Origin of the sequence: Kutzneria sp. NPDC052558, from assembly GCF_044547355.1 — a bacterium.
In the GTDB taxonomy this organism is placed as follows: Bacteria; Actinomycetota; Actinomycetes; order Mycobacteriales; family Pseudonocardiaceae; genus Kutzneria.
In genome coordinates this window covers 118,906-143,150 of the sequence record NZ_JBIUAG010000003.1, presented here as the reverse complement: position 1 = coordinate 143,150, position 24,245 = coordinate 118,906, and the positions used below count along the sequence as shown (strand labels likewise).

The 24,245-nt window shown below is 71.5% G+C and carries 27 protein-coding genes; 11 read left to right on the top strand and 16 right to left on the bottom strand.

The annotated features are described in order from the left end of the window. Positions 1-63: 63 nt before the first annotated feature. Positions 64-1,860, bottom strand: a complete 1,797-nt coding sequence (locus ACIG5F_RS07120; RefSeq protein WP_396516526.1) for a gamma-glutamyltransferase family protein — start codon at positions 1,858-1,860, stop codon at positions 64-66. Between the two features lie 7 nt (positions 1,861-1,867). Further along, positions 1,868-3,181: a UDP-glucose dehydrogenase family protein gene (locus tag ACIG5F_RS07115; protein WP_396516525.1), complete on the bottom strand. Its 1,314-nt coding sequence runs from the start codon at positions 3,179-3,181 to the stop codon at positions 1,868-1,870. Between the two features lie 133 nt (positions 3,182-3,314). Between ACIG5F_RS07115 and ACIG5F_RS07110 the strand changes: the two genes are divergently transcribed. Then, on the top strand, positions 3,315-4,277 hold the full coding sequence (locus tag ACIG5F_RS07110; RefSeq protein ID WP_396516524.1) for an aldo/keto reductase: 963 nt from the start codon (positions 3,315-3,317) through the stop codon (positions 4,275-4,277). A 228-nt stretch (positions 4,278-4,505) separates the two neighbouring features. After that, a complete protein-coding gene (locus ACIG5F_RS07105; RefSeq protein ID WP_396516523.1) occupies positions 4,506-5,264 on the top strand; it encodes an SDR family NAD(P)-dependent oxidoreductase in 759 nt (252 codons plus the stop codon). Between the two features lie 79 nt (positions 5,265-5,343). Here ACIG5F_RS07105 and ACIG5F_RS07100 read toward each other — a convergent pair whose 3' ends face one another. Beyond that, positions 5,344-6,981 carry a TM0106 family RecB-like putative nuclease gene (locus ACIG5F_RS07100; RefSeq protein WP_396516522.1) on the bottom strand — a complete coding sequence of 546 codons (1,638 nt, stop codon included), beginning with the start codon at positions 6,979-6,981 and terminating at the stop codon, positions 5,344-5,346. A 78-nt stretch (positions 6,982-7,059) separates the two neighbouring features. On the opposite strand from ACIG5F_RS07100, the gene ACIG5F_RS07095 reads away from it, so the two are divergent. Beyond that, on the top strand, positions 7,060-7,497 hold the full coding sequence (locus ACIG5F_RS07095) for a DUF6474 family protein (protein WP_396516521.1): 438 nt from the start codon (positions 7,060-7,062) through the stop codon (positions 7,495-7,497). Here ACIG5F_RS07095 and ACIG5F_RS07090 read toward each other — a convergent pair. Continuing rightward, complete coding sequence (locus ACIG5F_RS07090; RefSeq protein WP_396516520.1) at positions 7,494-7,928, bottom strand: DUF6069 family protein; 435 nt, start codon at positions 7,926-7,928, stop codon at positions 7,494-7,496. The genes ACIG5F_RS07095 and ACIG5F_RS07090 overlap by 4 nt on opposite strands. 121 nt (positions 7,929-8,049) lie before the next feature. On the opposite strand from ACIG5F_RS07090, the gene ACIG5F_RS07085 reads away from it, so the two are divergent. Further along, positions 8,050-8,706, top strand: a complete 657-nt coding sequence (locus ACIG5F_RS07085) for a TetR/AcrR family transcriptional regulator (RefSeq protein ID WP_396516519.1) — start codon at positions 8,050-8,052, stop codon at positions 8,704-8,706. On the opposite strand, the gene ACIG5F_RS07080 is transcribed toward ACIG5F_RS07085, so the two are convergent. Genes ACIG5F_RS07080 through ACIG5F_RS07065 form a run of 4 tightly spaced genes read right to left on the bottom strand, consistent with a single transcriptional unit; the run spans position 8,703 to position 12,168 of the window. Further along, entirely contained in the window at positions 8,703-9,665 is a 963-nt protein-coding gene (locus ACIG5F_RS07080; protein ID WP_396516518.1) for a glycine betaine ABC transporter substrate-binding protein, read from the bottom strand. The genes ACIG5F_RS07085 and ACIG5F_RS07080 overlap by 4 nt on opposite strands. Further along, the gene (locus tag ACIG5F_RS07075; RefSeq protein ID WP_396516517.1) at positions 9,662-10,399 is read right to left on the bottom strand and encodes an ABC transporter permease; all 738 of its coding nucleotides are present in this window, start codon (positions 10,397-10,399) and stop codon (positions 9,662-9,664) included. The genes ACIG5F_RS07080 and ACIG5F_RS07075 overlap by 4 nt, the downstream gene beginning before the upstream one ends. Beyond that, the gene (locus ACIG5F_RS07070; protein ID WP_396516516.1) at positions 10,392-11,528 is read right to left on the bottom strand and encodes an ABC transporter ATP-binding protein; all 1,137 of its coding nucleotides are present in this window, start codon (positions 11,526-11,528) and stop codon (positions 10,392-10,394) included. The genes ACIG5F_RS07075 and ACIG5F_RS07070 overlap by 8 nt, the downstream gene beginning before the upstream one ends. Beyond that, a complete protein-coding gene (locus ACIG5F_RS07065) occupies positions 11,521-12,168 on the bottom strand; it encodes an ABC transporter permease (RefSeq protein ID WP_396516515.1) in 648 nt (215 codons plus the stop codon). The genes ACIG5F_RS07070 and ACIG5F_RS07065 overlap by 8 nt, the downstream gene beginning before the upstream one ends. Before the next feature lie 77 nt (positions 12,169-12,245). Between ACIG5F_RS07065 and ACIG5F_RS07060 the strand changes: the two genes are divergently transcribed. Genes ACIG5F_RS07060 through ACIG5F_RS07045 form a run of 4 tightly spaced genes read left to right on the top strand, consistent with a single transcriptional unit; the run spans position 12,246 to position 15,174 of the window. Then, a complete protein-coding gene (locus ACIG5F_RS07060) occupies positions 12,246-12,767 on the top strand; it encodes a hypothetical protein (protein ID WP_396516514.1) in 522 nt (173 codons plus the stop codon). Between the two features lie 45 nt (positions 12,768-12,812). Then, positions 12,813-13,607, top strand: coding sequence for a YcnI family protein (locus ACIG5F_RS07055; protein WP_396516513.1), 795 nt, complete (start codon positions 12,813-12,815; stop codon positions 13,605-13,607). Then, positions 13,604-14,143, top strand: coding sequence for a copper resistance protein CopC (locus ACIG5F_RS07050; protein ID WP_396516512.1), 540 nt, complete (start codon positions 13,604-13,606; stop codon positions 14,141-14,143). The genes ACIG5F_RS07055 and ACIG5F_RS07050 overlap by 4 nt, the downstream gene beginning before the upstream one ends. Beyond that, the gene (locus ACIG5F_RS07045; protein WP_396516511.1) at positions 14,140-15,174 is read left to right on the top strand and encodes a copper resistance D family protein; all 1,035 of its coding nucleotides are present in this window, start codon (positions 14,140-14,142) and stop codon (positions 15,172-15,174) included. Before ACIG5F_RS07050 ends, ACIG5F_RS07045 begins: the two co-directional genes overlap by 4 nt. Here the strand turns inward: ACIG5F_RS07045 and ACIG5F_RS07040 are convergent. The 5 genes from ACIG5F_RS07040 to ACIG5F_RS07020 all read right to left on the bottom strand — a co-directional run bounded on the left by ACIG5F_RS07040 (position 15,152) and on the right by ACIG5F_RS07020 (position 19,571). After that, entirely contained in the window at positions 15,152-16,423 is a 1,272-nt protein-coding gene (locus ACIG5F_RS07040) for an MAB_1171c family putative transporter (protein WP_396516510.1), read from the bottom strand. The two genes, ACIG5F_RS07045 and ACIG5F_RS07040, sit on opposite strands and share 23 nt — an antisense overlap. 11 nt (positions 16,424-16,434) lie before the next feature. After that, positions 16,435-16,965 (bottom strand): hypothetical protein, encoded by a 531-nt coding sequence (locus tag ACIG5F_RS07035; RefSeq protein ID WP_396516509.1) that lies wholly within the window; start codon positions 16,963-16,965, stop codon positions 16,435-16,437. A 138-nt stretch (positions 16,966-17,103) separates the two neighbouring features. Beyond that, a complete protein-coding gene (locus ACIG5F_RS07030; RefSeq protein WP_396516508.1) occupies positions 17,104-17,856 on the bottom strand; it encodes a helix-turn-helix transcriptional regulator in 753 nt (250 codons plus the stop codon). A gap of 563 nt (positions 17,857-18,419) precedes the next feature. Then, on the bottom strand, positions 18,420-18,725 hold the full coding sequence (locus ACIG5F_RS07025; protein ID WP_396516507.1) for a tetratricopeptide repeat protein: 306 nt from the start codon (positions 18,723-18,725) through the stop codon (positions 18,420-18,422). Positions 18,726-18,788: 63 nt separating this feature from the next. Then, positions 18,789-19,571: an alpha/beta fold hydrolase gene (locus tag ACIG5F_RS07020; RefSeq protein WP_396516505.1), complete on the bottom strand. Its 783-nt coding sequence runs from the start codon at positions 19,569-19,571 to the stop codon at positions 18,789-18,791. Positions 19,572-19,652: 81 nt separating this feature from the next. Here ACIG5F_RS07020 and ACIG5F_RS07015 point away from each other — a divergent pair, with 81 nt between their 5' ends. After that, on the top strand, positions 19,653-20,498 hold the full coding sequence (locus tag ACIG5F_RS07015; protein ID WP_396516504.1) for a macrolide 2'-phosphotransferase: 846 nt from the start codon (positions 19,653-19,655) through the stop codon (positions 20,496-20,498). Here ACIG5F_RS07015 and ACIG5F_RS07010 read toward each other — a convergent pair. The 3 genes from ACIG5F_RS07010 to ACIG5F_RS07000 all read right to left on the bottom strand — a co-directional run bounded on the left by ACIG5F_RS07010 (position 20,482) and on the right by ACIG5F_RS07000 (position 23,105). Continuing rightward, a complete protein-coding gene (locus tag ACIG5F_RS07010; protein ID WP_396516503.1) occupies positions 20,482-20,769 on the bottom strand; it encodes a hypothetical protein in 288 nt (95 codons plus the stop codon). The two genes, ACIG5F_RS07015 and ACIG5F_RS07010, sit on opposite strands and share 17 nt — an antisense overlap. Before the next feature lie 109 nt (positions 20,770-20,878). Then, positions 20,879-21,784, bottom strand: coding sequence for a phosphotransferase (locus ACIG5F_RS07005; protein WP_396516502.1), 906 nt, complete (start codon positions 21,782-21,784; stop codon positions 20,879-20,881). A 4-nt stretch (positions 21,785-21,788) separates the two neighbouring features. Then, positions 21,789-23,105 (bottom strand): helix-turn-helix domain-containing protein, encoded by a 1,317-nt coding sequence (locus ACIG5F_RS07000; RefSeq protein WP_396516873.1) that lies wholly within the window; start codon positions 23,103-23,105, stop codon positions 21,789-21,791. A gap of 302 nt (positions 23,106-23,407) precedes the next feature. Here ACIG5F_RS07000 and ACIG5F_RS06995 point away from each other — a divergent pair, with 302 nt between their 5' ends. Together ACIG5F_RS06995 and ACIG5F_RS06990 are read left to right on the top strand one after the other, a co-directional pair. After that, positions 23,408-23,638 (top strand): hypothetical protein, encoded by a 231-nt coding sequence (locus tag ACIG5F_RS06995; RefSeq protein WP_396516501.1) that lies wholly within the window; start codon positions 23,408-23,410, stop codon positions 23,636-23,638. 13 nt (positions 23,639-23,651) lie between these two features. Further along, the gene (locus ACIG5F_RS06990; protein WP_396516500.1) at positions 23,652-24,017 is read left to right on the top strand and encodes a hypothetical protein; all 366 of its coding nucleotides are present in this window, start codon (positions 23,652-23,654) and stop codon (positions 24,015-24,017) included. Positions 24,018-24,245: the final 228 nt, after the last annotated feature.

The window sequence follows — 24,245 nt, the reverse complement described above, 5'->3', positions numbered from 1 at the left end:
CGCACGCCGCCCCGCGTACGTCACGAAGCGGCAATGCGAACTACGTTCCACGTGGAACCTTGGTCAGCGGCCGACGGCGTATCCCTGCATGCCCCGGGCGTTGGCGGCGCCGCGCAGGAGCCCGGAAGCCGGGTCGCGGGACACCGCCGACAGCCGTCCGAGGGCCCACGGCCCAGCGTCGACGACCTCGTGCCCACGCCGCCGCAGCTCGTCCAGCACCCCCGAGCCCAGCCGCGACTCCGCGACCAGCTCGCCCGGCTGCCAGCTGCGCGGAGAGAACGAGAGCGGGAACGCGGCCGAGTGCCACATCGGGGCGTCGATCGACTCCTGGAGGTTCAGGCCGCCGACGGTGTGGGCCAGCCAGAAGCACAGCTGCCACTGGTCCTGCTGGTCGCCGCCGGGCGTGCCGAAGGCCACCGGCACGTCGTCCCGGAAGGCCAGCGACGGGCTCAGCGTCGTCCGCGGGCGACGACCGGGGACCAGCGACGCCGGCAGACCCTCCTCCAGCCAGAACATCTGGGCCCGGCTGCCGAGCGCGAAGCCCAAGGACGGAATGGTCGGCGAGGACTGGAGCCAGCCGCCGGACGGCGTCACCGAGATGACGTTGCCCCAGCGGTCCACCACGTCGACGTGCACGGTGTCGCCGCGCATCTGGCCTTCCCGCGTGACCGTCGGCTCGCCGACCGCGGCGTCCATCGGCGAGTCGCCGCCGCCGATGCCGCGGCCGGAGGCGATGAACTCCGGCAGCCGCGGAGCCCGGCCGCCCGGCGAACCCGGCCGCAGCTCCAACGACGCGGTGTCGCCGATCAGCGCCAGCCGTGATGCCGTGTACTCGGCCGACAGCAGGTCGTCGAGCGGCACGTCGGCGCTGTCGCCGTACCAGGCCTCACGGTCGGCGAAGGCCAGCTTGGCCGCCTCGACCGCCAGGTGCACGGTCTCGGCGGTCGGCACTCCGTCCACATAGGAGAGCCGGTCGCGCAGCTCGTGCAGCAGCAGAACCTGTTGCGCCAGAACCGGTCCCTGGCTCCACGGCCCGCACTTGGCCAGCGTCCGGTCGCCGACCTGCACGGTCACCGCGTCCTCGTAGCTCGCCGTCCAGGTCGCCATGTCCTGCCCGGTGAGCACGCCGGCGTGGTCGCGGCCGGAGTCGTCCCGGTGCGGCTTGCGGCTGAACGCCTCGATCTCGGCCGCGACAAACCCCTGGTACCACGCCTTTCGCGCCGCCTCGATCTGCGCTTCCCGGTCGGAGCCGGCGGATTCGGCCTCGCGCAGCAGGCGTTCCCAGGTGTCGGCCAACACCGGATTGCGGAAGAGCGTGCCGGCCTTGGGCACCTGCCCGCCCGGCATCCACAGCTCGGCCGAGGTGGGCCAGTGCTCGGTGAACAGCCGGCTGACCGCGCTGATCGTGTCCGGAATCCGCCCCACCAAAGGGAATCCGTTGCGGGCGTAGCCGATCGCATAGTCCAGCACCGCGCGCAGCGGCTTGGTGCCGTGATCACGCAGCAGCGTCAGCCAGCCGTCCCACGAACCCGGCACCACCGCGGCCAGCAAACCGCTGCCGGGCACCAGGTCCAGCCCCTCGTCCCGGTAGTGCTCGATGGTCGCCCCGGCCGGCGCGACGCCCTGCGCGCACAGCACACGCGGGGTCAGGTCGTCGGCGGTCGCGAAGATCGCCGGCATGTCGCCGCCCGGGCCGACCAGGTGCGGCTCCACCACCTGGAGCACGAAGCCGGCGGCGACCGCGGCGTCGAACGCGTTGCCGCCGGACTCCAGCACCACCATGCCGGCGGCGGAGGCGAGCCAGTGGGTGGACGCGACCATGCCGACCGTGCCGGTCAGCTCCGGGCGAGTGGTGAACATGACCCCATCAGATCACGGCGGCGAGGTCCTGTCCCAGGTCCAAGTGGCCACGGCCGACACCCCACCAGGTGAGACCGTGCCGGCGCAGCGCGTCCGGATCCAGGTGGTTGCGGGTGTCCACGACCACCGAGCCTGCGGCCAGCTCGTTGATCCGGGACCAGTCCAGCCCGCGGAACTCCGGCCATTCGGTCAGCACCACGACGGTGTCGGCGTCCTTGGCCGCCTCGTACGCGTCGGACACCACCCGGACACCGTCGACGTCGCGGTCGATGCCCGGGTCGTAGCCGGTGAGCTCGGCGCCTTCGGCCCGCAGCAGCTCGGCCACGGCCAGCGCCGGCGAGTCCCGCAGGTCGTTGGTGCCGGCCTTGAAAGCCAGGCCCAGCAAGCCGATCCGCCGGCCTCGCAGCCGGCCGCCGGCGGCCTCGCGGATCTTGGCCACGATCAGCTGCCGCTGGTGGGTGTTGGTGTCGATGGTGGCCTGTAGCAGGGAGAAGTCGTAGCCGACCGCGGCCGCCACCTGAAGCAGCGCCTGGGTGTCCTTGGGCAGGCAGGAGCCGCCCCAGCCCGGGCCGGGCTGAAGGAAGGACTGGCCGATGCGGCGGTCGTAGCCCATGCCCTCGGTGACGTCGGCGACGTCCGCGCCCAGCCGCTCGCACAACTCGGCGACGGCGTTGACGTAGGACAGCTTCATCGCCAGGAAGCAGTTGGCGGCGTACTTGACCATCTCGGCGCTGGCCGCGTCGGTGAGCACGGTCGGCGCGCCCAGCCGGGCGTACAGGGCGGCCACCCGCTCGGCCGCGTCCTGGATGTCGCAGCCGACGACGATGCGGTCGGGGTTGAGGAAGTCGTGCACCGCGGTGCCTTCGCGCAGGAACTCGGGGTTGGACACCACCGGCACGTCCTTGCGCTTGAGCAGGCCGGACACCCGGGCCGCGGTGCCCACCGGCACCGTCGACTTGTTCACCACGATGCTGCCGACCGGCAGCATCGTGCGGACCTCGGCGATCACCGACTCGACGGCGGCCAGGTCGGCCGCGCCGCCCTGCCCCATCGGGGTCGGCACGCACAGGAAGACCACCTCGGCGTCGCCGACCGCGGCCGACGCGCCCACCACGAACTCCAGCCGGCCGCCGGCCTGGCCTTCCTGCACCAGCTCGGCCAGCCCCGGCTCCAGAATGGTCACCTGACCGGCGCGCAGCCGCTGCACCTTGGCCACGTCCACGTCCGCGCACACCACGTGGTGCCCGAGCGAGGCCAGACAGGCCCCCGTGGTGAGACCGACGTACCCGGTCCCGATCACCGCGATTCGACGAGCGAACACCTCGCACCACCCCGACCTGGTCGCAGGAGTCTCCGCAACCGACGTTCGCAGGCGGAGTTGACGGGCCCGCTGGCTTAGGCCGTACAGGTGGTGAACACCCGGTGGCGCGAGTCGAGGTTTAGGGTCACCCCCCGTGGAGCAACGTCGCCTGGGTGATTCCGGTCTTGTCGTCAGCGCGGTCGGCCTCGGCTGCAACAACTTGGGCCGGCCCGGCACCGCGACGGAGACGTTGGCCGGCGCGCGCTCCGTGGTGGAAGCCGCGCTGGACAACGGAATCAGCTTCTTCGACGTGGCCGACGTCTACGGCGCGCCGCGCGGCCGCAGCGAGGAGCTGTTGGGGCAAGCGCTCTCCGGCCGCCGCGAGCACGCGGTCATCGCCACCAAGTTCGGCGTGGACATGCAGGGCGTCAACGGCCCCGACTTCGGGGCCCGCGGTTCGCGGCGCTACGTGCGGCGGGCCGTCGAGTCCTCGCTGCGGCGGCTGAACACCGACTGGATCGACCTGTACCAGCTGCACCGGCCCGATCCCCGCACGCCGCTGGCCGAGACCCTGTCCGTGCTGGACGACCTCGTGCACGAGGGCAAGATCCGCTACGTCGGGCACTGCAACCTGGCCGGCTGGCAGATCGCCGACGCCGCCTGGACCGCGCAGTCCGAGCACGTGGCCGCGCCGGTGTCGGCGCAGAACCATTACTCGCTGCTGGAGCGGGAGGTCGAGCGCGAGGTGATGCCGGCGTGCGGCCGATTCGGGCTGGGGCTGCTGCCGTACTTCCCGCTGGCCAACGGCCTGCTGACCGGCAAGTACCGGCAGGACGGCGAGCCGCCGGCCGGCAGCCGGCTGTCCGGGCGGGAGCGGCTGCTGGCCGAGGCGCCGTGGGACCGGATCGAGAAGCTGCGGGCCTTCGCCGAGGAGCGGGACGTGCCGATGGTGCGGCTGTCCATCGCCTGGCTGGCCGCCCAGCCGACGGTGGCCTCGGTGATCTGCGGCGCGACCAGCCCCGAGCAGGTGCGGGCCAACGCCCGGTCCGGCGAGCTCACGCTCAGCGCGGCCGACCTGGACATGCTCGACGAAATCTGCCCGCCTGGTCGTCGCTGAGTGTGATGCTTGTCATCCCCCGGTCGTACGCCGGAACGGCACCTGCGGCCGACGCGGCGGCGGCCCGTCCGCGCGCACCCTGGTTGACATGGAGATTCTGCTGATTGCCGCACTGTTCGCGGGCGGCGCTCTGGTGCTGTCCCTGCCGCTGCTGGTGATGCTGCGGCTGCTTCAGGATCCGGCCGACCGACACGACGTCTGATCGATCCAGCAAGTTAGCCTCGCCGAATGCAGATCTCTGACAACGCGGCGATCGTGACCGGTGGGGCTTCGGGGCTGGGCGGGGCGACCGCGCGGGCGCTGGCCGCCCGCGGCGCGCGGGTGTTCGCGCTCGACCTGCCCAAGGCCGTCGCCAACGCCGAGGCCGTCGACGGCGTGACCTATGTCGAGGCGGACGTCACCAGTCCCGAGCAGGTGCAGGCCGCGGTGGACACCGTGGTCGCCGCCGGGGCGCCGCTGCGCATCGCGGTCAACTGCGCCGGGGTGGGCACCGCCGGGCGGATCGTGGGCAAGAACGGCCCGCACGACCTGGACACCTACCGGCGGGTCATCGAGGTCAACCTGATCGGCACGTTCAACGTGCTGCGGCTGGCCGCCGACGCCATCGCCAAGACCGAGCCGCTGGCCGACAACCAGCGTGGCGTCGTGATCAACACCGCCTCGGTGGCCGCGTTCGACGGCCAGATCGGGCAGGCCGCCTACTCCTCGTCCAAGGGCGGCGTCGTCGGCCTCACCCTGCCGGCCGCCCGCGACCTGGCCTCCTCCGGCATCCGCGTCATGACCATCGCCCCCGGCATCATCGACACCCCGATGCTGGCCGGCGTCTCCGACGAGTTCCGCGCCGGCCTGGCCGCGGGCGTGCCGTTCCCCAAGCGCCTCGGCCGTCCCGACGAGTACGCCCAGCTGGCGGTGGCGATCGTCGAGCACGACTACCTCAACGGCGAGGTCATCCGCATGGACGGCTCCCTCCGCATGGCCCCCCGCTAGCCATCGCCTTGACGCTTGGAAGGGGGCTTTCCTCCACTCGGAGTGAAGGAAAGCCCCCTTCCAAGCAGTTCAAGGGCGGTTAGAGGTCGTCGGCGAAGGGGAGGTCGGCCATTGCCGGCGAGCTCATCCACTCGCGCAGGGCGAGGGTGGCGTGCACGTCGTCCTCGTTGTACTCGAGCAGCCGCTGGCGCTGGGAGACCTCGGCCGGCGGGCCGTCCATGCCGACGGCGTCCCGGTACCAGCGCATGGAGTTCTCGCCGCCGGCCTCGGGGTCGCGCCAGTGGAAGCCTGCGACCGGGGCGATGATCTTGAGGCCTTTGCCGTGGGCGCACAGGAACTGGTCGCGGACCACGCCGAAGACGTCGACCCAGGCGGGGTCGCGGATGAAGGCGTTGACCTGGGCGACGGTGGGCACGCCGGGCTTGCCGGCGAAGCGCTCGGCCGAGGACAGCAGCCAGCGGTTCTCGGCCAGCTCGTTGTAGCAGTAGGCGCGGAAGGTCAGGTTGTGGGCCAGGGCCTTGTCCCGCACCCGCATCAGCCAGGTCCAGAACTCGCCGAAGGAGCGGGCCTCGTCGTCGTGGGGCAGCGGCTCCCAGGTGACGAACGGCCGGTAGCCCTGGGGCTCGCCGATGTCCTGGCCGGTGAGCAGGCAGCCCCACATGTAGGCCCCGGCGTCGCCGAAGCTCTCCATGTCGATGTCCACCTCGACGTCGGCGCGGGGCACCCGGACCTTGCGCACCCTGCGCACCACGGTCAGGTCCCGCAGCCAGGCCCGGGCCAGGATCACGGCGTCGGACAGCGGCATGCCGACCAGCGGGGTCACCAGCTTGGTGGCCGGATCCATCGCCGCCAGCTCGTCCACCGTGGACACACCCAGCTTGCGCAGCGCGAACGCGTCCTCGCCGCGGACGACCAGGCTCACGTCGCGGGCTTGCTTCAGCACGCCTTCGCAGACCGGCCACCACGGGCAGCTGCGGCATTCGACGATCCGGGACGGCCGGGCCAGCGCCTCCGAGCCGGCCGCCGCGGCGTTGGCCACGGCGAGCCGGTCGGCGAAGCGCATGTCGTACTCGGACAGCGCGGTCCGCGCGCCCGGCCAGGTCGGGGCGTCCAGGTCGTGCCACAGCACGACGTCGGCGTCCATGCCGACCACGCCGCCGTAGGAACGGCCGCTCGCGGCGAAGCCACCGGCCTGGAGCATGCGCTGGGCGTGGGCCAGCCGGAGCTGGTCCCGGGGCTGGGGACGGACCTTGCGCAGCGGGTCCGACCGGATGCCCATCGGGGTCGGCTCGCTCAGCGGCGAGGTGCGGGCGCCGGTGCCCGGATCGGTGACCTTGTGCCGGACGACCAGCACCGGGACGTAGCCCGTGCTGGTCCGGACCAGCAGGTCGATGCCGCCGCGGCGGCCGCCGGCCGGGTCCCGCGGCAGCTGCGGGGCCCACACGAACGGGGCGCCGGCCGAGAGCGCGGCCACGGTGGCCCGCTCCCGATCGGCCGGTTTCGCGTCGAGCGGGATCTCCGTCCAGGCCGAGCCGGCCATGCGGGCCATCCGGTCGGCGACCGCGCGCCGGTGGGCCATCGCGTCGGCCCGGCGCTGCTCCCCGGACGGGTCCGGCTCGGCCTTGGGGGCGTCGGCCATGGTCGGGTCGTTCTCCAGGTGCACGCGCCGCCGGCAGCGGGTCACCACACCGGCGTCGAGCAGCACCGAAGACGTCACGGTGAGCAGCCTAGTTCCGCCGGTCGGACTCCGTGTCGACGGCCGGTGGATCTCCACCTCCCGGACTAGAGTCGGGGTGTGGCACGCAACCGGTCCAAGCCCCGGCTCACACCCGCCCGCGCCAAGAACCTCGTCGGCCTGGCGAAGGTCATCGCGCCGGCCGTTGTGCCCGTTATCGCCCCGTACGCGGCGCGGGCCGCCGCGATGGCGCGGGACGCCATGGAGAAGCGACGGGCTCGCCGTCTCGGCATCGCCGTCGAGGATCTGGCCAACTACTCGGGCCCCGGCGGCGCGCTGCACGCCCGCATCGCCGGCGCCGCGCAGGCGGCGACCGACCTGCGCGCGACCGACGCCGCCTTCGCCGAGTCGAGCGAGGCCCGGCTGACCCAGCTCGCCGCGGCGGTCCGGGCGGCCGAGCGGATGCCCGGGGCCCGCCGGAAGGCGGCGCACAAGGCCGTCTCCCAGGAGCTCGATCGCCTGGAAGAGGACCTGCTCCGCCGCCTCGGCGTGAACTAGACGGTCCGGCGGTAGCCGGTCAGCGGCAGCAGGCGGCTGACCGCCGTCACGGTGACGACCGCGACCACCACGTGCATGACCAGCAGCCCGACCAGGTTGACCACGTCGGCCATGCCGGAGATCAGCAGCCCGAAGTCGGGGATGAAGCTGAGTACCACGACCGCCGGGACCAGCACGCGCAGCACCGCGCGGGCGTTGGCGGCGTAGCGGCGGACGGCGGCCCAGCCCAGGACGCCGGCGAGCACGCCGGCCACCGTCAGCGGCGCGTAGGCGATCACCACCAGCCCCATGTGGGTGCCGTTCGGATTCAGGGCGGTCGCGCCGAAGGCGACGACGGCGTTGAGGGCGACGGCGACGACCGCCGCGATGGCGATGCCGAGCAGGACCCGGGCGGTCGAGGCGTCGGCGTGGGGGTGGGCCTGGGTGCTCATGATCGGACTCCCTAGAAAGTGGATAACCTCGCTCCGTTTCACCGCCGACGGTAGCAGCGAAAATGGATACGAGCTATCCACATGGACAACTCTGCTCCGTTTCCCAGCTAGGATGGTGGCCATGGACGGTTCCAAGCCCCTGCGGCGAGACGCCGAGCGCAACCGGCAGCGCATCCTGGCCGCGGCGGACGCGCTGGTCGCGGAGGTCGGCCTGGACGTGACCCACAACGACATCGCCCGCGCGGCCGAGGTCGGCGTGGGCACCGTCTACCGGCGCTTCCCGGACCGGGAGCAGCTGCTCGACGAGCTGTTCGACGACCGGGTGGACCAGGTCATCGCCCTGGTCGAGGGGGCATCGCAGATCGAGGACCCGTGGCAGGGCCTGTGCGCGTTCGTCGCCGGCAACCTCGAACTCCAGGCCGGCGACCGCGGCCTGCGCGACCTCATGGTCGGCAGCGGCCGGGCCACCGAGCGGGCCAAACGGGCCAGCCGGCGGATCGGGCCGGCCGTGCGGGAGCTGGTCCGGCGGGCGCACGCCTCCGGCCAGTTGCGCCCGGACGTGGGCGCCGAGGACTTTCCGCTGATCCAGGAGATGGTCGGCACGGTGGTCGACCACGCCAAGCACGTCGACCCCGACCTCTGGCGGCGCGCGCTGGCCCTCGTGCTGGACGGCTACCGCGCCGACACCCAGTCACGAGAGCCGCTGCCGGCCCCGATGGCCACGCCGGAGCAGATAGACCAGGTGCTGTCCCACACCCGGCCGTCGCCGCGTCGCTAGGCGTTGCTGTCCGGCACGTCCTTGCTGGTCACGAAGCCCTCCTTGACCAGCCAGTCGCGGGCCACGTCGGCCGGGTCCCGGCCCTGCACGTCCACCTGGGCGTTGAGCTCCTGCATGGTCCGGTTGTCCAGCTTGGCCGAGACCGGGGCGATCACCTGCTCGATCTGCGGGTGCGCGGCCAGCACGGCCGAGCGCACGGTCAGCGCCGCGTTGTACTGCGGGAAGAAGTGCTGGTCGTCGTCGAGCACGGTGAGGCCGAGCGACAAGATCCGGGCGTCGGTGGTGAAGACCTCGCCCCAGTTGCAGGCCGTGCCGTCCTTGGTCGCCTGGTAGACCGCGCCGGTGCCGAGGATCCTCACGTTCTGCGACGGGATCCCGTACTTCTTGGTCATGCCCGGGAAGCCGTCGTTGCGGCTGGCGAACTCGGTCTCCAGGCAGAACGTCAGCGCCGAGGGGTCGACCTCGGCCAGCTCGGACAGCGTGCGCACGCCGTACTTCTTGATCACGTCGGCGTTGGCGGCGATGGCGTACTTGTCGTTGACCGGGGACATCGCCAGCCAGCTCACGCCGTTGGCCCGGTCGGCCGTCCGGACCTTGTCGAACTGCTCCCGCGGGTCGACGATCACGTCGTTGTGCCCGAGGTAGCTGATCCACGCGGTGCCGGTGTACTCCCAGCTCATGTCGATCTGCCCGGCCAGCAGGGCGTTGCGGGCCGAGTTGGAGCCCTGGATGTTGGTCAGGTCGCTGACCTGCGCGCCGGCCGCCGACAGGGCCAGCTCGGCGATGTAGCCCAGCACGATGTTCTCGGTGAAGTCCTTGGACCCGACGGCCAGCTTCACCCCGGACAGCACCGGCTTGATCGAGCCCGGGCCGACCGCCACCGGCACCGTCGAACCGGAGCTGAGCCCGCACCCCGTGAGCAGGGTCGCGACCAGGGCCAACGCCACCAGCTTCCTCATCGCAGCCCTTTCGGTCCGAGAAACTCCTCCGCCAGCCCGCCGAGCCAGTCGACGAGCAGCGCCAGCGCCATGGCCAGCACCGAGCCGACCACCAGCACCGAGTAGCGGGCCAGCTTGTCGCCGGTGTCGATCAGCACGCCCAGCCCGCCGCCGGCCACGAAGAAGGCCAGCGTCGCGGTGCCCACGGCCAGCACCAGCGAGGTGCGCAGGCCGGCCAGGATCAGCGGCACGGCCAGCGGCAGCTCGACCCGCCGCAGCACCGCCGAGGACGACATGCCGATGCCGCGGCCGGCCTCGATCAGGGTCGGATCGACCTGGCGGATGCCGACGATGGTGTTGCGCAGCACCGGCAGCAGCGAATACAGGGCGATCGGCAGGGCCGCGACCCAGAACCCGGTGCTGGCCGTGACCAGGAAGAACAGCACCATCAGGCCGATGGCCGGGGCGGCCTGCCCGATGTTGGCCAGGGTCAGCACGACCGGCGCGGCGAACCGGGCCCAGCGCCGCGTCAGCAGGATGCCCAGCGGCACGCCGACCAGCACCACCACCGCCGTCACGGCCACCGCCAGCAGCAGGTGCTGCCAGGTCAGCTCGACCAGCGTGGGGAAGTTGATGTTGCGCTGCTCGATGTCGTCCAGCTGCCGGGTGCTCTCCCACACCAGCACGCCCGCGACCACCGCGAGCACCGCGACCGGCTGGGCGAACAGCCGGATCCGATCGGCGCGGTCAGGCATGCTCGTGCTCCTCGCGCAGCTTGCGCACGACGTCCATCACGGTGTCGATGCCGACCGCGCCGACGTACTCGCCGCGAGTGCCGACCACCGGCACCGAACCGCCCTCGGTGAGGATCGCCTCCAGCGCGTCCTGGAGCGTGGACTGCCGACTGACCTGGTCGTTCACCGGCCGCCCGACCGTGCCCAGCGCCCCGTCGTTGAGGTCGCGCAGGTGCACCCAGCGCTTGGGCCGCTTCCGGTTGTCCAGCACGAGGGCGTACTTGTGGTCGCCGGCCAGCAGCCGGGCCCGCACGTCCGCCGGCCGTTCGTCGAGGGTCGCCGTCTCGACGTGGTCCAGCTCGACGTCCCGCACCCGCAGCAGCGTGAGCTGCTTCAACGACGCGCCCGCGCCGACGAAGCCGGCCACGGTGTCGTCGGCCGGGGCGGCCAGGATGGCCTCGGGCGTGTCGAACTGGAGGATGCTGGACCGGGGCCCGAGCACGGCGATCCGGTCCCCCAGCTTCACCGCCTCGTCGAAGTCGTGGGTGACGAACACGATCGTCTTGTGCAGTTCGGACTGCAACGACAGCAGCTCGTCCTGGAGATTGCCTCGGGTGATCGGGTCCACCGCGCCGAACGGCTCGTCCATCAGCAGCACCGGCGGGTCGGCGGCCAGCGCCCTGGCCACCCCGACGCGCTGCTGCTGGCCGCCGGACAGCTGGCGCGGGAAGCGGTCGCGGAACTCGCCCGGATCCAGCCCGACCAGGTCGAGCATCTCCTCCACCCGGGCCGTCGTCCTGGCCTTGGGCCAGTTCAGCAGGCCCGGGACCAGGCCGATGTTCTGGCCAACGGTCAGGTGCGGGAACAGGCCCGCCTGCTGGATGGCGTAGCCGATGCCGCGGCGCAGCTCGTCCGGGTCCAGCGAGAGCGCGTCCCGGCCGCCGATGGTGATCCGGCCCGACGACGGCTCGATCAGCCGGTTGATCATCTTCATGGTGGTGGTCTTGCCGCAGCCGGACGGGCCGACGAAGACCACGATCTCGCCGGCGGCGATGGTCATGCTGAAGTTCTCGACGGCCGCCTGCCGCCCGCCCGGATAGCGCTTGGTGACGTTCTCCAGCTCGATGTCGACGGCTTGCTGCTCAGTCACGGATGCCCCTCGATGTGGTCAGCCGGCCGACGAGCACGTACACGCCGTCCAGCAGCAGCGCGATCACGATCACGCCGATGGTGCCGACCAGCGCGAGCTCGACGGCGTTGACGCTGCCCACCCGGGACAGCCCGCTGAAGATCAGATTGCCCAGTCCCGGGCCCTTCACGTACGCCGCGATGGCCGCGATGCCCATCAGCAGCTGGGTGCTGACCCGCATGCCGGCCAGCACCGCCGGCCAGGCCAGCCGCAGCTCGACCCGGGTCAGCACGCGCAGCCGTCCCATGCCGATGCCGCGGGCCGCGTCCACCACCGCCGGATCCACCCCGTTCAGCCCGACCACCGTGTTCCGCACGATCGGCAGCAGGGCGTAGAGCACCAGCGCGACCATCGTCGGCGGCACGCCCAGGCCCAGCACCGGGATGAGCAGGCCGAGCAGGGCGAACGAGGGAATGGTCAGGATCGCGCTGGTCAGCGCGGTGGCCACGGCCGATCCGACCGGACTTCGGTAGACCGCGACGCCCAGCCCGACGCCCAGCACGGTCGCCAGCAGCGTGGCCTGAACCACGGCGCTGGCGTGCAGGTAGGAGTCCATCAGCAGGGCCTGCCAGCGGGCGGTCACGTACGTCCACAAACCCATGAGGTGATGGGTACCCAAATGGAGTAGCGATAAACCACCATTCGGAACGTTCCCCGGCACCCCTTACGCTCAGCGGCGTGTCTCGACGGCAGCAGCTCACCGGCCCCGTGCGGTTGTCGCGCGGCGCCATGCTGGCCGTCAGCTCAACCACGCTGGCCGTGACGGCGCACGGCGTGGCCGGCGGCGGCTGGCCCGAGGCGCTGCCCGTGCTGCCGTTGAGCCTGCTCATCGCGCTGGCCGGCACGGCCCTGGCCGACCGCTGGCGCAGCGGCTGGACGATCATCGGCGCCCTCGGGACCGCCGAGCTCACCCAGCATGTGCTGCTCTCGGTGATGCACGGCGACGCCGCCTTCGGCACCGGGTTCATGGCGGCTGCGCACCTGGTCGCGCTGCTGCTGACCGCCGTGCTGCTGGCCAAGGCCGACGCCGCCGTCGTCGCGATCGCCGGCGCGGTCCACCGGCTGCTGCCGTGTGTGCCGTCCTTCCCCCATCCCGACCGGGTCCGCATCGCCCCGGTCGTCTCCCGGCCGGCCGACCAGGTCCTGGACGTGCTGTTCCGCCGGTCGCTGGGCCGTCGCGGCCCCCCGCTTTTCTCCTGAATCCCCGACACCCCGACCAGTCCCCATTCAGGAGAGAACACAGCCATGTCCACAACCCGCTTCGCGCTGCGCGCCGGCGGCGTGCTCGCCGTCGCCGGCGCCGTCGCCCTGGTCACCGCCCCGGGCGCGTTCGCGCACGTCACCGCCAACGTCACGACCGCCGTGCAGGGCAGCTACGCGGTGATCACCTTCCGCGTGCCCAACGAGGAGGCCGACGCCGGCACGGTGAAGCTGCAGGTCACCTTCCCCGACTCGTACCCCATTCCGGGCGCATCGGTGCGGCCGGTGCCGGGCTGGAAGTCCCAGGTCGACGTGGAGCCGCTGCCCGCGCCGATCAAGGAGAACAACCTCGACGTCAAGAACGCCGTCAAGACCGTCACCTGGACCGCCGACGCCGGCACCCGGATCAACCCCGGCGAGTTCCAGGAGTTCGCCGTGTCGGCCGGGCCGCTGCCCGACGACACCGACGAGCTCCAGTTCCCGGCCGTGCAGACCTACGACAACGGCGTGGTGGTGAACTGGGCCGACGCGCCGCCGGCCGCCGGGCAGAAGGAGCCCGAGCACCCGTCGCCGTCGATCAAGCTCCAGACCAAGGCCAACGCGCCCGGGGCCATGGACATGTCGGCCATGGGCGCGACCGGCATCACCGACACCGCGTCCAGCACCGCCGTCTCCGACAACACCGCCCGCTGGCTGGGCGGGGCCGGTCTGCTGGTCGGGGCCATCGGCGTCGGCGTCGGCGCGGGCGCGGTGCTGCGCACCCGGCGACCGGCCGTCGCCACCCCGGCCCCGGCGTCCACCGAGTCCACCACCACCGAAAAGGGGGGCAAGTCGGAGTGAAGCGGCTGCTGGCGTGCCTGCTGCTGGCCGGCGCGGGAATGGTCGGCCTGGCCGGGCCGGCGTTCGCGCACAACGTGCTGGTCGGCAGCGACCCCAAGGACGGCACGTCGTTGGAGGCCGGTCCCTCGACCGTGAGCCTCACCTTCGACCTGCCGATCCAGCAGGGCGACTTCGACGTGATCACCGTGACCGGGCCGGGCAACACCCGCTGGGACGGCGGCCCGGCCAAGGTGGACAGCAACGTGATCAGTGCGCCGGTGCGGCCGCTGGGCGCGGCCGGGCAGTACACCGTCGGCTACCGGATCCTGTCCGCCGACGGGCACCCGGTGTCCGGCGCGGTGAAGTTCACGCTGACCAAGGCCGGCAACGGCACGCCGGCCACGCCCACCGCCGCCTCCGACGCCCAGGCCTCGACCGACGGCTCCGACGGCTCCGTGCCGGTGTGGCCGTGGATCGTGGGCGGCGTCGTGTTGCTCGGCGTCGGCGTGTTCGTCGCGCTGCGCATGGGTCGCACGCCGGAGGACAGCTCGAAATGACCACTCCCCGGACCATCGCGCGCCCCAACTACGGGCTGGTCGTCGGCCTGGTGCTGACGGCACTGGCCGGGGCGCTCATCGGGACCTCGCTGACCGGCGAGGCCCCGGTGCCCGGCGTCGCCGAGCCCGGCGCGATGGTCCGGTTCGGGCTGCCCGTGGTGCGGGTGCTGCTGGACGTGTCCGCACTGGTGACGGTCGGGCTGAGCGTGCTGCCCATGCTGCTCGGCTTCGACCGTCCCAAGCAGACCGAGCCCGTGCTCGACACCGCCCGGCGGGTCGCCGTCATCAGCTCCGCCGCGTGGGCCGTCACCGCGTTGCTGTCCCTGGTCTTCGCCGCCGCCGACCTTCGCCCCGGCGAGATCCCCACCGTCAGCACCGTCGTCGAGTACGTCTCCACCATCGGCGCCGGCCAGGCCCTGGTCATCAGCGCCGGCATCGCCCTGGTCTACCTGCTGTTCGCCGTGCTGGCCCTGCGCCACGGCGAGAAGGTCCCGGCCGAGCTGCGGATCGTGCTGTCCGTCTTCGGCCTGCTGCCCATTCCCGTCACCGGCCACGCCTCCAACTTCGGGCTGGCCTGGGACGGGCACGGGCTGAGCATGGTCTCGATGGAGCTGCACGTCATGGCGGCCGCCGGCTGGACCGGCGGTCTGCTCGCCCTGGGCGTGCTCGTCCTGGCCAACCGCTCCCTGCTGGCCCGGGCCCTGCCCAAGTTCTCCAAGCTGGCCACCGTCTGCCTGATCGCCGTCGGCGCCACCGGCCTGGTCAACGCCGCCATCACCCTGGCCGGCACCCCCGGCGTCAGCCTCTGGACCGGCCTGTTCGTCACCCACTACGGCTGGATCGTCCTCGGCAAGATCGCCTGCTTCGCCGCCCTCGGCCTGCTCGGCGCCAACATCCGCTTCCGCCTGCTGCCCCTGGTCGAGCAGCACCAGCGCATCCCCGCCCTGGCCGGCTGGCTCACCTTCGAGCTCGCGGTCATGGGCCTGGCCTACGGCCTGGCCGTGGTCCTCACCCGCGCCCCCGTCGTCTGACCTGAGCGTCAACGGCGCTCGCCTCGGCGACGATGGGCGAGCCGAAGAACAGGGCGGACACGCGTAGCCAGTGGCGGGCCTCGTGCGCCAGCCCGCCGACTTCGGACCGCCGGCCGACGACATCGACGACGCTGCCGGGCATGGGCCGACCGGCCAGGTAGGCCTCACGGCCGACCGCGAGCACGACGGCGTCGACGAGGGCCGCCGCATCGCCGCCGGTCAGACCGCGCTCGCGAGCCAGCGTTTCCGCCAGGTCGCCCACATCCGCGTCGACGTGACGCCGAAACGCCTGGAGAAAGTCGTTGAGCTCGATGATCCGTCGATGCAGATTCCACGTCGCGCGCAGGCGCAGCAGATCCGCGGCTCTCGATCTGGCCGGACTGAGCGCCACGCTCGGCAACGCCCGCCACAACGTCGACCACAACGCATAAAGACGACAACAGACGGCATAGCACTGCCACCAGAGCTGAATGCGGTGCAGCATTTCGCGGACCGGCCGGAGCCAAGGGCTGGTCATGAGCACCGAATAGACCCCGGTCGCGCACAGGCCGACCAGCGAGCCGAAACCGGCGACAGCGAGTGGCGGCCCTTCCACCGACGCCTCGGGCCAGGGGAAGGGCGCAAGACCGGGCACCAGCAACGCGACCTGATAGGCGATCACGTGGAACTGCACGATGGCCGCGATGGACACACACAGCGAGTACGTGCCGAGGGCGAGCGACAGCCATCTGACCGAGGCGGCCTTGCGGGCCCAGCGCAGGCTGACCCGAGCGAGGTCCTGCAACGGGTAGACGAGATAGACGGCCAGGATGAGCCAGGCAATGGGGCCGACGACCACGTCCGGCCGCCCGCCCGCCGTGTAGCGTCCGTGCGGGCCGAAGTCGAATTCCCGTGAATGCGGGGCCAGCGAGAACAGGAAAACGAGAATCGCGCCCGCACAGAGCAGTGCGGTGAGATGACGCCGCGTCTGTCGGGCCGCCGCTGCCGGCTCTTCGACCGTGAAATACATACAGCACAACATGAAGTAGTTGCAGAGCATGCCGACGATGTTCTCGACCGGCCAGGTGAGGTCCACTCCGCCGACGACCAACAGCGCCGACACACCGGGAATGCGCACGAGCGAAGCGGCGAAGGAGAAGACCACCCCGATGCCCAGCGCGCGCAGCTGCGGCGTGCGACCGCCCTGGACGACCCGGTACAGCACGGTGATCACCGCGATGATCGAGCCGATCAGCCCGACCACCGCCACGAGCGAAACGTTCACAGCTGGTCGCGCCCCCGCCGCGAGGGCCGCAGGGTCGAGGCGAACCGGGCGATCACGGCCAGGTCGGCGGGGTCGGGCGGGGAGATCGGGTGGATGAGCTGCGTGTCCGCCACCCGCAGGGCCAGGGCGGTCGCGAACCGCTCCGCGGCCTGCTCCTGTTCGTCGAGGTAACCGGTCTGTCCGCCGCAGTCCAGCCGGCACAGGCCGGCGCGAACGGTGCGCCGGACCACCTCCGGGGCCAGGTCGGGGAGCAGGGCGGACATGAGACGGAACTGGAGGTCGTCGAGGTCCTCCGACGAGAGGTGCCCGAGGACCATGTGCGCGACCTCGTGGAACACGGCCTGCCGTTGGACGGCCTGCGGCGCGGTGTCGTCGTAGACGATGCAGTCGAGTGTCGGGGCCTTCACCCACAGGCCGGAGAAGGGCGCCGGCCCCTCGGGCACGACCGTGGAGAACGGAATGAGCGACACCGGACGGCCCCGGAAGGTCGCCAGGCCCGCGATGAACTCGTCGAGATCAGCGCCCACGGGGACGGCGGAGAGCAGGCTCCGCACCGCCCTCGCCAACTGTCGTCGACGGCGTAGGCCGGACAACCACGACAGCACACGCAACGGATCCCCCCAGGGTCTCGTCGTGTCACATCCTCGACCAGCGGTTCGACATGGTCACGGGCGGTCGCCGGGCCGCCCTTCCGCCTGCTTCGCGTTCTGGGTCCGCACGTGTCTGAGCACGGCGGCGATCGCGCCGAGCGAGGCGTTGTCGGCCAGCACGTCCGACGACAGGTGGCGCGCGGCCACCGGCAGGTAGTCGGCGAGCAGGTCGAGCTGCTCGTCGATGCGGGCGATCACCTTGGCGTCGGAGGTGGTGAGGTATTCGGCCGGCACGCCGAAGTACTCCGCGAGGGCCCGCAACAGCTTGAGTCCGGGATCGTCGTCGGACCCGTCCCGCAGGCGGCTGAGCTGGGCCACGTCGACGCCGATCGCGGCGGCGACCGCGTCGTCGCTGAACGCGGGGTTGGCCGGGCCGGCCGGTCGCACCTTCTCGAACAGGGTGTTCACCCGATCCCGCACGCTGCGCTGCCTGACGTACAGGGGCAGGTCGCCGACGGCGATCTCGTCCTTGACCAGGTAGGTCACGTCGACACCGAAGAAGTCGGCCAACCGCTGGATCAGCTTGAGGTTCGGGTTGTCGCGCTGGCCGTTGCGGAGCTGGGTGACGTAGGTGTCGGTGGACCCGATCGCGCGGGCGACGGCGCTGTGGCTGAACTCCGCCTGCCGCCGCGGCGCGTGCGGATTGCCGGAGGCTGCGATGTCGCGCGCGTGCTGGTGGTCGGACACGGGACGCGTCTGCCGCTCGAACAGCGCCTGGATCTTCGCCGCCAACGGACCGCGCGCGCCGTCGGCTTCTCGGCCTGACATCGGGCCCCCTCGCTGGCTGACGTGGGCCAAGCCTAACTGGGTTGCCGCAGCGTGGACACAGGTCGGCAACCAGTTGGGTCGGTGAGCCGCACGGTCCGCCGCCATCGGACGCACCCCTCCCCGGCGGTCGACTCCTCTTGTGAACAGGTGTTTTCTCACGACCCTGCGGACCTTGCCCGCAGGGTCGACCCGCAGCCAGGCCGGCATCCGTTGGTCGTCCGCAGTGCTCCATTCAGGTGGTGTCCAACTCATAACACCGTTATTAGTTGGAAGTGCGAGAGGCTGGGCCGGCCGCGTCGAGCGGCATGCCACCTCATCGAAGGACCTCGTGCTGACACACCCAGGGGGGAGGAGGCGAGCGAGGGAGGCCACAGCGGTCCGGCCTGCAGATCCCGCCTTCGCTGCCAGCGCGAACGACGATCAACCGGCACACCCCAGGCCGCGCGATCGGGTCCGGACGAGGTGGACCGTCGACCGGGAGTTCCCCGTTCTCGTCGACGGACAGGGCCCGTCTGCGCACTCCCCAAAGTCCCCGCGCAGGCGGGCCCCTGTTCGAACCGGGCCTACAGGTCGGCGGCTTCCCGGGCGGCGACGGCCGCCTCCTCGTCCAGGCCGATCAGCGTGTAATAGCTGCTCAGGGTGGTGAGGGCGGCGGCGAGGTCAGGGCGGTGGCCGTCGACCAGGCGCCAGGTGTCGACGGCTTCCTCGATGAGCGCGACGGCGTCGGGATAGCGGGCGTGGTCGTGGTAGGCCACGCCCAGCGCGGTCAGAGCAGCGGCCAGCTCGGGCCGGTGCGCCGGATCCTCGGCGGCCCGCGCCCGGCACTTCTCGACCGTCTTCTCGAACTCCGTGACCGTGTCCGCGCTCATGCCGGCCTCCCCGGAACGGATGATAGGTCGCCGGCGGCGACCGTCATCCCGGATAGCAGGGACTCAGGCGGCGCTGCCCTCCAGCAGCACGGCCGCCACCTGCTCGGGATCATCGCTCATGGGCACGTGCCCGCAGCCGGGCAGGGACAGGTGCCGGGCGTCGGGCAGGGCCCGGCGGGCGCGTTTGGCCTGGTAGGGCGGGAGCATGGCGTCCTTGGTGCCCCAGGCGACGGTGATCGGGATGTCGGCGGGGATCTGTTCGGCGAACGGCGTGCCCTCGCGCACGATGAGCTTGTACGAGGGCCAGGCGATCTTGAAGGCCTCGAAGTCGCCGAGGGCCTGGGTCGGGTCGAGCCGACTGGGGCGGGCGACGATGGCGGCGTACATGAGCCCGCGGCCGGCGGTGTGGTTCACGAGCCGGGGCACGGCCGGTTCGAGCGCCCGGCCGACGCCGCGCATCGTGCCGAACACGGCCCGGGTGTACGCGAAGTCCCAGTTGGCCCGCCAGAAGCCGGCCGGCGACAGGGCGGTCACCGAGCGGACGGCATTCAGCGCGGCCAGCTCCAGGGCCAGGCGGCCGCCGAGCGAGTTGCCGGCGACGTGCGGACGGGCCACGCCGATCCGCTCGAACAGCTGGACCAGCTCGTCGAGGGTCTGGGCCAGGGCGGTGCGGCCGTCGCGGACCAGCGGTCCGGACTCGCCGTGCCCGGGCAGGTCGATCAGGATCACCTCGCGGTGCGGACTGAGCAGGTCCACCACCGGCGCCCAGGCCTGTCGGCGATGGGTGACGCCGTGCAGCAGGACGAGCGGAGCGCCGGAACCGACGCGGTCATAAGCCAGGCTCACCAGACCCACCTCCCCATAACCTACTGCCGGTAAGAATACCTTTCGGTAACTCGATTGCCAGAGCCCGATAGCGTGGAACCCGTGCCACCCTCAGCCGAGTCGATGCTCCGCGAGGCCCGGGAAAACGGCCTCGACCTGCGGGATCAGTACGAGATCGACCAGTCCGGCTGGGACTACCTCGTCCTGCACGCGACCGCGACGGACGGCGCCGACTGGATCCTGCGGGCGCCTCGCCACACCGACGGCCTCTACCTGCCGGCCGAGGGGCGGCTGCTCGACCACGTCCGCCCGCTGCTGCCGGTCGCGGTGCCGGACTGGCGGATCAACACCGGCACGCTGGTCGCCTACCCGAAGCTGCCGGGCGCGCAGGCCGACATGCGCTGGACGCCGACCGACGACCTGCTCGGACGCACCATCGCGATCATGCACGCCCTGCCGACCGAGCCGGTGCGAGCGCTGGGCGTCCCGGTGTTCACCCCCGACGGCCAGCGGAAATGGATCGCCGACCTGATCGAGCAGGCGCGCGCCGAGTACGTCATCGCCGACGAGCGGCTGCGGCGCTGGCAGGACTGGCTGGACGCGACCGACCGCTGGCCGCCGGACATGGTGCTGGCCCGGGGCGACCTGCATCCGCAGCATCTGCTGGTCGAGGGCGGCCGGCTGGTGGGGCTGATCGACTGGGCGGACGCGACCATCGGCGACCCGGCCATGGACTTCACGGACCCGTACGCCAACTTCGCGCCGGCGGTCTTCGAACGGCTGCTGGCCGACTACGAACGGCACGGCGGACACGTCTGGCCGGGCATGCGGGAGCACATCGCGCTGCGCGCGTCACTCGAACCGGTGATCAACGGCCTGTACGGCGTGGAGACGGGGCGGACGGATCTGATCGAGCAGGCCCGGGAGCAGCTCAGTCGCAGTCGGTGACCTGGGCGGCGGACGGCGTGGCCCGCAGTTCGCCGAGGCGGTCGAGCACGCCGTGCCCACGCCGGTCGAGTTCACGGCGGTCGATCCAGCCGGCGGCGTAGTGCCGGTAGGCCTGGGACAGCATCACCAGTTCGGCGAGATAGTCGGCGGAACGGCGGCGTCGACCCTCGGGCAGCGCGGTGAGCAGCGGCAACTGACTGTCGACGACCTCGTCAAGCAGTTGCGCCGTACGCAGCGCACGCCGGGTGCGCCACCCCCGCCACGCGAACATGCGCGTTCCCGCCAGGCCCTTCACCGTCGCAGTCCACCTCACAGCGTCGCCCACTACCCGATGCCTGTGACGTCGTACCGCTCCGGCACCGCGTTACCGGGATGTGACGCTACCGGTAAGGGACCCACCTGGTGAAGGTGTCGCCGACACGAACCGAGCGCAGCCGCCGGCGCAGCTCGGAGCGAATGTTGGGGTTGCTGCGGGCAATCGGCAGCACAGCGGCGGTGAGCTTGAGCTCACGCACCTCGCGCAGCACGGCAAAACCATCCCAGCGGGTGACATCGAAGCCGTAGGCCTCGGCCAGCATCGCGTGCTTGTTCACCGTGTGGTGGAAGCGCAGCTGGCCGACGGCGATCGGCACCAGGTCCCACTCGCGCGGCCCGACGCAGGTGGTGTCGAAGTCGCACAGCACCGTGCCGCCCGGGGTGGTGATCAGGTTGCCCAGGTGCGCGTCGCCGTGCACCACGCCCGGCGGCAGCTCGTAGCTCACCTCGGCCAGCCGGGTCTCCACGTCGTCGCACCGGCGCAGCAGGAACTCCACGTCGTCGGGGTCCCAGCCCTCGGCGTCGCGGATGCGGCGGCGCAGGTCGTCGATCGGGTTCCACTCCGGCAGGCTGGCGTCCTCGACCGGGATCTCGTGCATCCGGCGCAGTAGGTCGGCCAGCTCCACGGCGGTCGGCTCGTCGCCGGTGTCGGGCACCTCCTGCCAGAACGTCGCCGAGTGCTCGCCGATGTGCAGCGGCTGGCGCACGTCGGGCAGCAGCTCCACCGCCGGCACGCCGTAGTCGGACAGCAGCTGGGCGGCGTTCACCACGTTGTCGGCCCGGTGCCGGAGCCCCGGGGTGAGCACGATCCGCACCACGACCGGGTGGCGGGCCAGCCGGAAGACAGCGTTGTTCACGAACCGGATCAGTTCCGCACCGGTCGCGTCCAGCCCGACCTCCGCGCACGCCTGACCGAGGACGGCCCGTAGCCGATCCCTGGTGGAGCGTCCGTCCGACAACGAAGCAGTCACTTGGTCATACCGTCCGATACACCTTGATCCGCTCGGCGAGGTCGAGCGCCGCCGAGTTGTTCTTGCGCCGAGCGGCCTCCAGCTGGAGCGGCATCAGCCGGTCCGAGATCCGCTTGGACTTGATCGACTCGCCCAGCTTCATGGCCGAGTGGCCGATCTTCACGCCCTGGTCTACGTCGCCGACGCGCATATGGTTCTCCGCCAACATGGACAGGCCGAAGACGTGGGTGCGTTGCATGTTGCTCTCGTAGCCCTCGGTGCACTTGATCAGCTCGTTCACCGCGAGCGGGGCGTACTTGACCCGGTTGTCGTCGAACTTGCTCAGCGCCGACAGGGCCGAGCCGATCATCCCGTGCAGGTCGTTGACGTCGAAGAACTTGACCCAGCTGGGCGCTTCCTCGCTCTGCGCCCGCTCGAACTCGTCGCGGGTGCGGCTGATCATGCGCTGCACCTGGTCGGGGCGGTCCAGCATGCCGTAGGCCCAGGCCTCGTTGGCGCACAGCACCGCGACCGTGAGCGCGGAGCCGGACTCCTGGGCGGCGATCTGGCCCAGCTGGAACATCTTCAGGGCCTCGCCGGCGGCGTCGTTGTGCAGGTAGACGCGGCCCATCCGGTACAGGATGTTGGCCACCAGGCCGTTGTCGTTGCCCATCTTGGCCAGTTCGAGCGCCTTGGCGAAGTGGGTGCGGGCCGAGTCCAGCAGGCCGGTGTCGAACGAGGTCCAGCCGGCCAGGCTGTGCATGTCGGCGACCGCCTTGAACAGCCGGTGCTTGACCGGGTCGGCCGCCTCCACCTCCAGCAGCTGACGGGTCCAGGACAGCTGGGCGACCACCGCGTCCCGGCAGAACCCGCCGCCGTACTGGTAGTCCAGCGAGCGCAGCGCCCTGGTCGCGGCCTCGATCTGCCGCACGTCGGTGGTGCCGATCCGGTTCGGCGTCGGCGTCTGGGCCGCCGTCGGCACCCACGCCCCGCTGTCCGGGCCCAGCACCTGGGCGCCCATCGTGACGGAGGCCGCGTGCTGCAGGAACCGCCGCCGCTTGACCTCCTCGTCCTCCCGCTGCTCGGCCTCGTCGACGCTGCCGGCGACCTTGAGGGCCGTCGTCTCGTCGTAGGCCAGGCCCATGTAGCCGCGCGGCACGCCGAGACCGTCGGCGATGCGGGCCAGCACGTCGTAGGCCATGACCTGGCGACCCTTGAGGATCTCCGAGACCTCCGACTGCGACTGGCCGGTCAGGGCCGCGATCTGTCGCTGGGACACGCCGACGCGACGCAACTGCCGGTACACCGAGCTGACGTCCCGGTTGGCCAGCGCGTCGCGCATCTCCTGGCGCTCCCAGTTGTCCGGCGTAACGGGCGAGCTCTGGGAACCGATGGTGTTCAATTGCGCCCCCTCACGGTCCGTTGGGCGTCATCCGAAGAGTAAGGGCTGCTCGCCCCGGCCGAGAAGGCCTGATCGGCGAGGCTGATCGGTCGCACCGAACCCCGTTGACCGTTCATCGTGCCGCTCCCACCGATCAGCGCTGTGACGCCCCACAACGTTTGATGTACGCGCAATCTAGTTTTCCGTAAGCGGCCGCACACGGAGGGACACAGCAAGTGGAACTGATCGGACGAGTCCAGGGGATGACCCGGGAGACCCTCGCCGAGCAGCCCGCGAGCTGGACCGACGGGCGGCGCGCATGGCAGGTCCACTGCCGCGACGTGGTGAACCGGGAACGGTGCCTCACCGTTGTGGTGGACAAGGGCAGGGTGGTCCTGATGGGCCCTCCTGGGGAGACCGCGGTCCTGTCCGCAGGCCAACTCGGCCAGCTGCGGACGGTCCTGCGCGAGGCCGCCGACCAGGCGGAAAGGTGACGGTGACGTACAGGTGGACGAGATACTCGGCCAGGTGCTCCGCAACGCCGTGTGGGAACGCTTGGACATGCTGTCCGAGCTGGCCAACCAGGCGGACGCGCCGTCCCTGCTCTCCGTCGCTCGCTCCGAGCTGCCCCGCCTGACCGACGGCTGGCGAGCTCTGCTGGCCGCGCACGAGCCCGACGAGAAGGGCAACTGCCCGGAGTGCTCCACCCGCTGGCGGCAGCAGAAGTCGCCGTGCTCGGTGTGGCGCGCCGCCTACGAACACCTGGTCGCCGGCGGACTCGCCACGCGACCGGCCCGACACATGCTCAGCCCGCAGCAGCCCGCACCGGCGCCGCGCGGGTCCCGTCACCGCTCCGTAGCGGTGGCCCACTAGCTGGCGGCGTCGGCGTCCCGGAAACCCCGACCCGGGAACTGCTGATCCTCCGCCACCGGCCGGCGACCCGGGGACGTCCGAACCCCCGACCGCGACGTACCGGGTCGCTGGCCAGATAACTCCACAGATTTCCGCGGGCCGGCGCTGAGTTGGCGCCCCGAGCGTCTACCCCGAACCGGTGACGGTCCGCGGCCACCAACCCCGGTTGGGGTGCCTGTTTTCCCCGGA

What these genes read in the sequence shown, in the direction of transcription:
- ACIG5F_RS07120 (WP_396516526.1), bottom strand. Translation starts at nt 1,860, where the DNA reads ATGTTCACCACTCGCCCGGAGCTGACCGGCACGGTCGGCATGGTCGCG.
- ACIG5F_RS07105 (WP_396516523.1), top strand. Translation starts at nt 4,506, where the DNA reads ATGCAGATCTCTGACAACGCGGCGATCGTGACCGGTGGGGCTTCGGGG.
- ACIG5F_RS07090 (WP_396516520.1), bottom strand. Translation starts at nt 7,928, where the DNA reads ATGAGCACCCAGGCCCACCCCCACGCCGACGCCTCGACCGCCCGGGTC.
- ACIG5F_RS07085 (WP_396516519.1), top strand. Translation starts at nt 8,050, where the DNA reads ATGGACGGTTCCAAGCCCCTGCGGCGAGACGCCGAGCGCAACCGGCAG.
- ACIG5F_RS07080 (WP_396516518.1), bottom strand. Translation starts at nt 9,665, where the DNA reads ATGAGGAAGCTGGTGGCGTTGGCCCTGGTCGCGACCCTGCTCACGGGG.
- ACIG5F_RS07075 (WP_396516517.1), bottom strand. Translation starts at nt 10,399, where the DNA reads ATGCCTGACCGCGCCGATCGGATCCGGCTGTTCGCCCAGCCGGTCGCG.
- ACIG5F_RS07065 (WP_396516515.1), bottom strand. Translation starts at nt 12,168, where the DNA reads ATGGGTTTGTGGACGTACGTGACCGCCCGCTGGCAGGCCCTGCTGATG.
- ACIG5F_RS07055 (WP_396516513.1), top strand. Translation starts at nt 12,813, where the DNA reads ATGTCCACAACCCGCTTCGCGCTGCGCGCCGGCGGCGTGCTCGCCGTC.
- ACIG5F_RS07045 (WP_396516511.1), top strand. Translation starts at nt 14,140, where the DNA reads ATGACCACTCCCCGGACCATCGCGCGCCCCAACTACGGGCTGGTCGTC.
- ACIG5F_RS07030 (WP_396516508.1), bottom strand. Translation starts at nt 17,856, where the DNA reads ATGTCAGGCCGAGAAGCCGACGGCGCGCGCGGTCCGTTGGCGGCGAAG.
- ACIG5F_RS07025 (WP_396516507.1), bottom strand. Translation starts at nt 18,725, where the DNA reads ATGAGCGCGGACACGGTCACGGAGTTCGAGAAGACGGTCGAGAAGTGC.
- ACIG5F_RS07010 (WP_396516503.1), bottom strand. Translation starts at nt 20,769, where the DNA reads ATGTTCGCGTGGCGGGGGTGGCGCACCCGGCGTGCGCTGCGTACGGCG.
- ACIG5F_RS07000 (WP_396516873.1), bottom strand. Translation starts at nt 23,105, where the DNA reads ATGCGCGACGCGCTGGCCAACCGGGACGTCAGCTCGGTGTACCGGCAG.
- ACIG5F_RS06995 (WP_396516501.1), top strand. Translation starts at nt 23,408, where the DNA reads ATGACCCGGGAGACCCTCGCCGAGCAGCCCGCGAGCTGGACCGACGGG.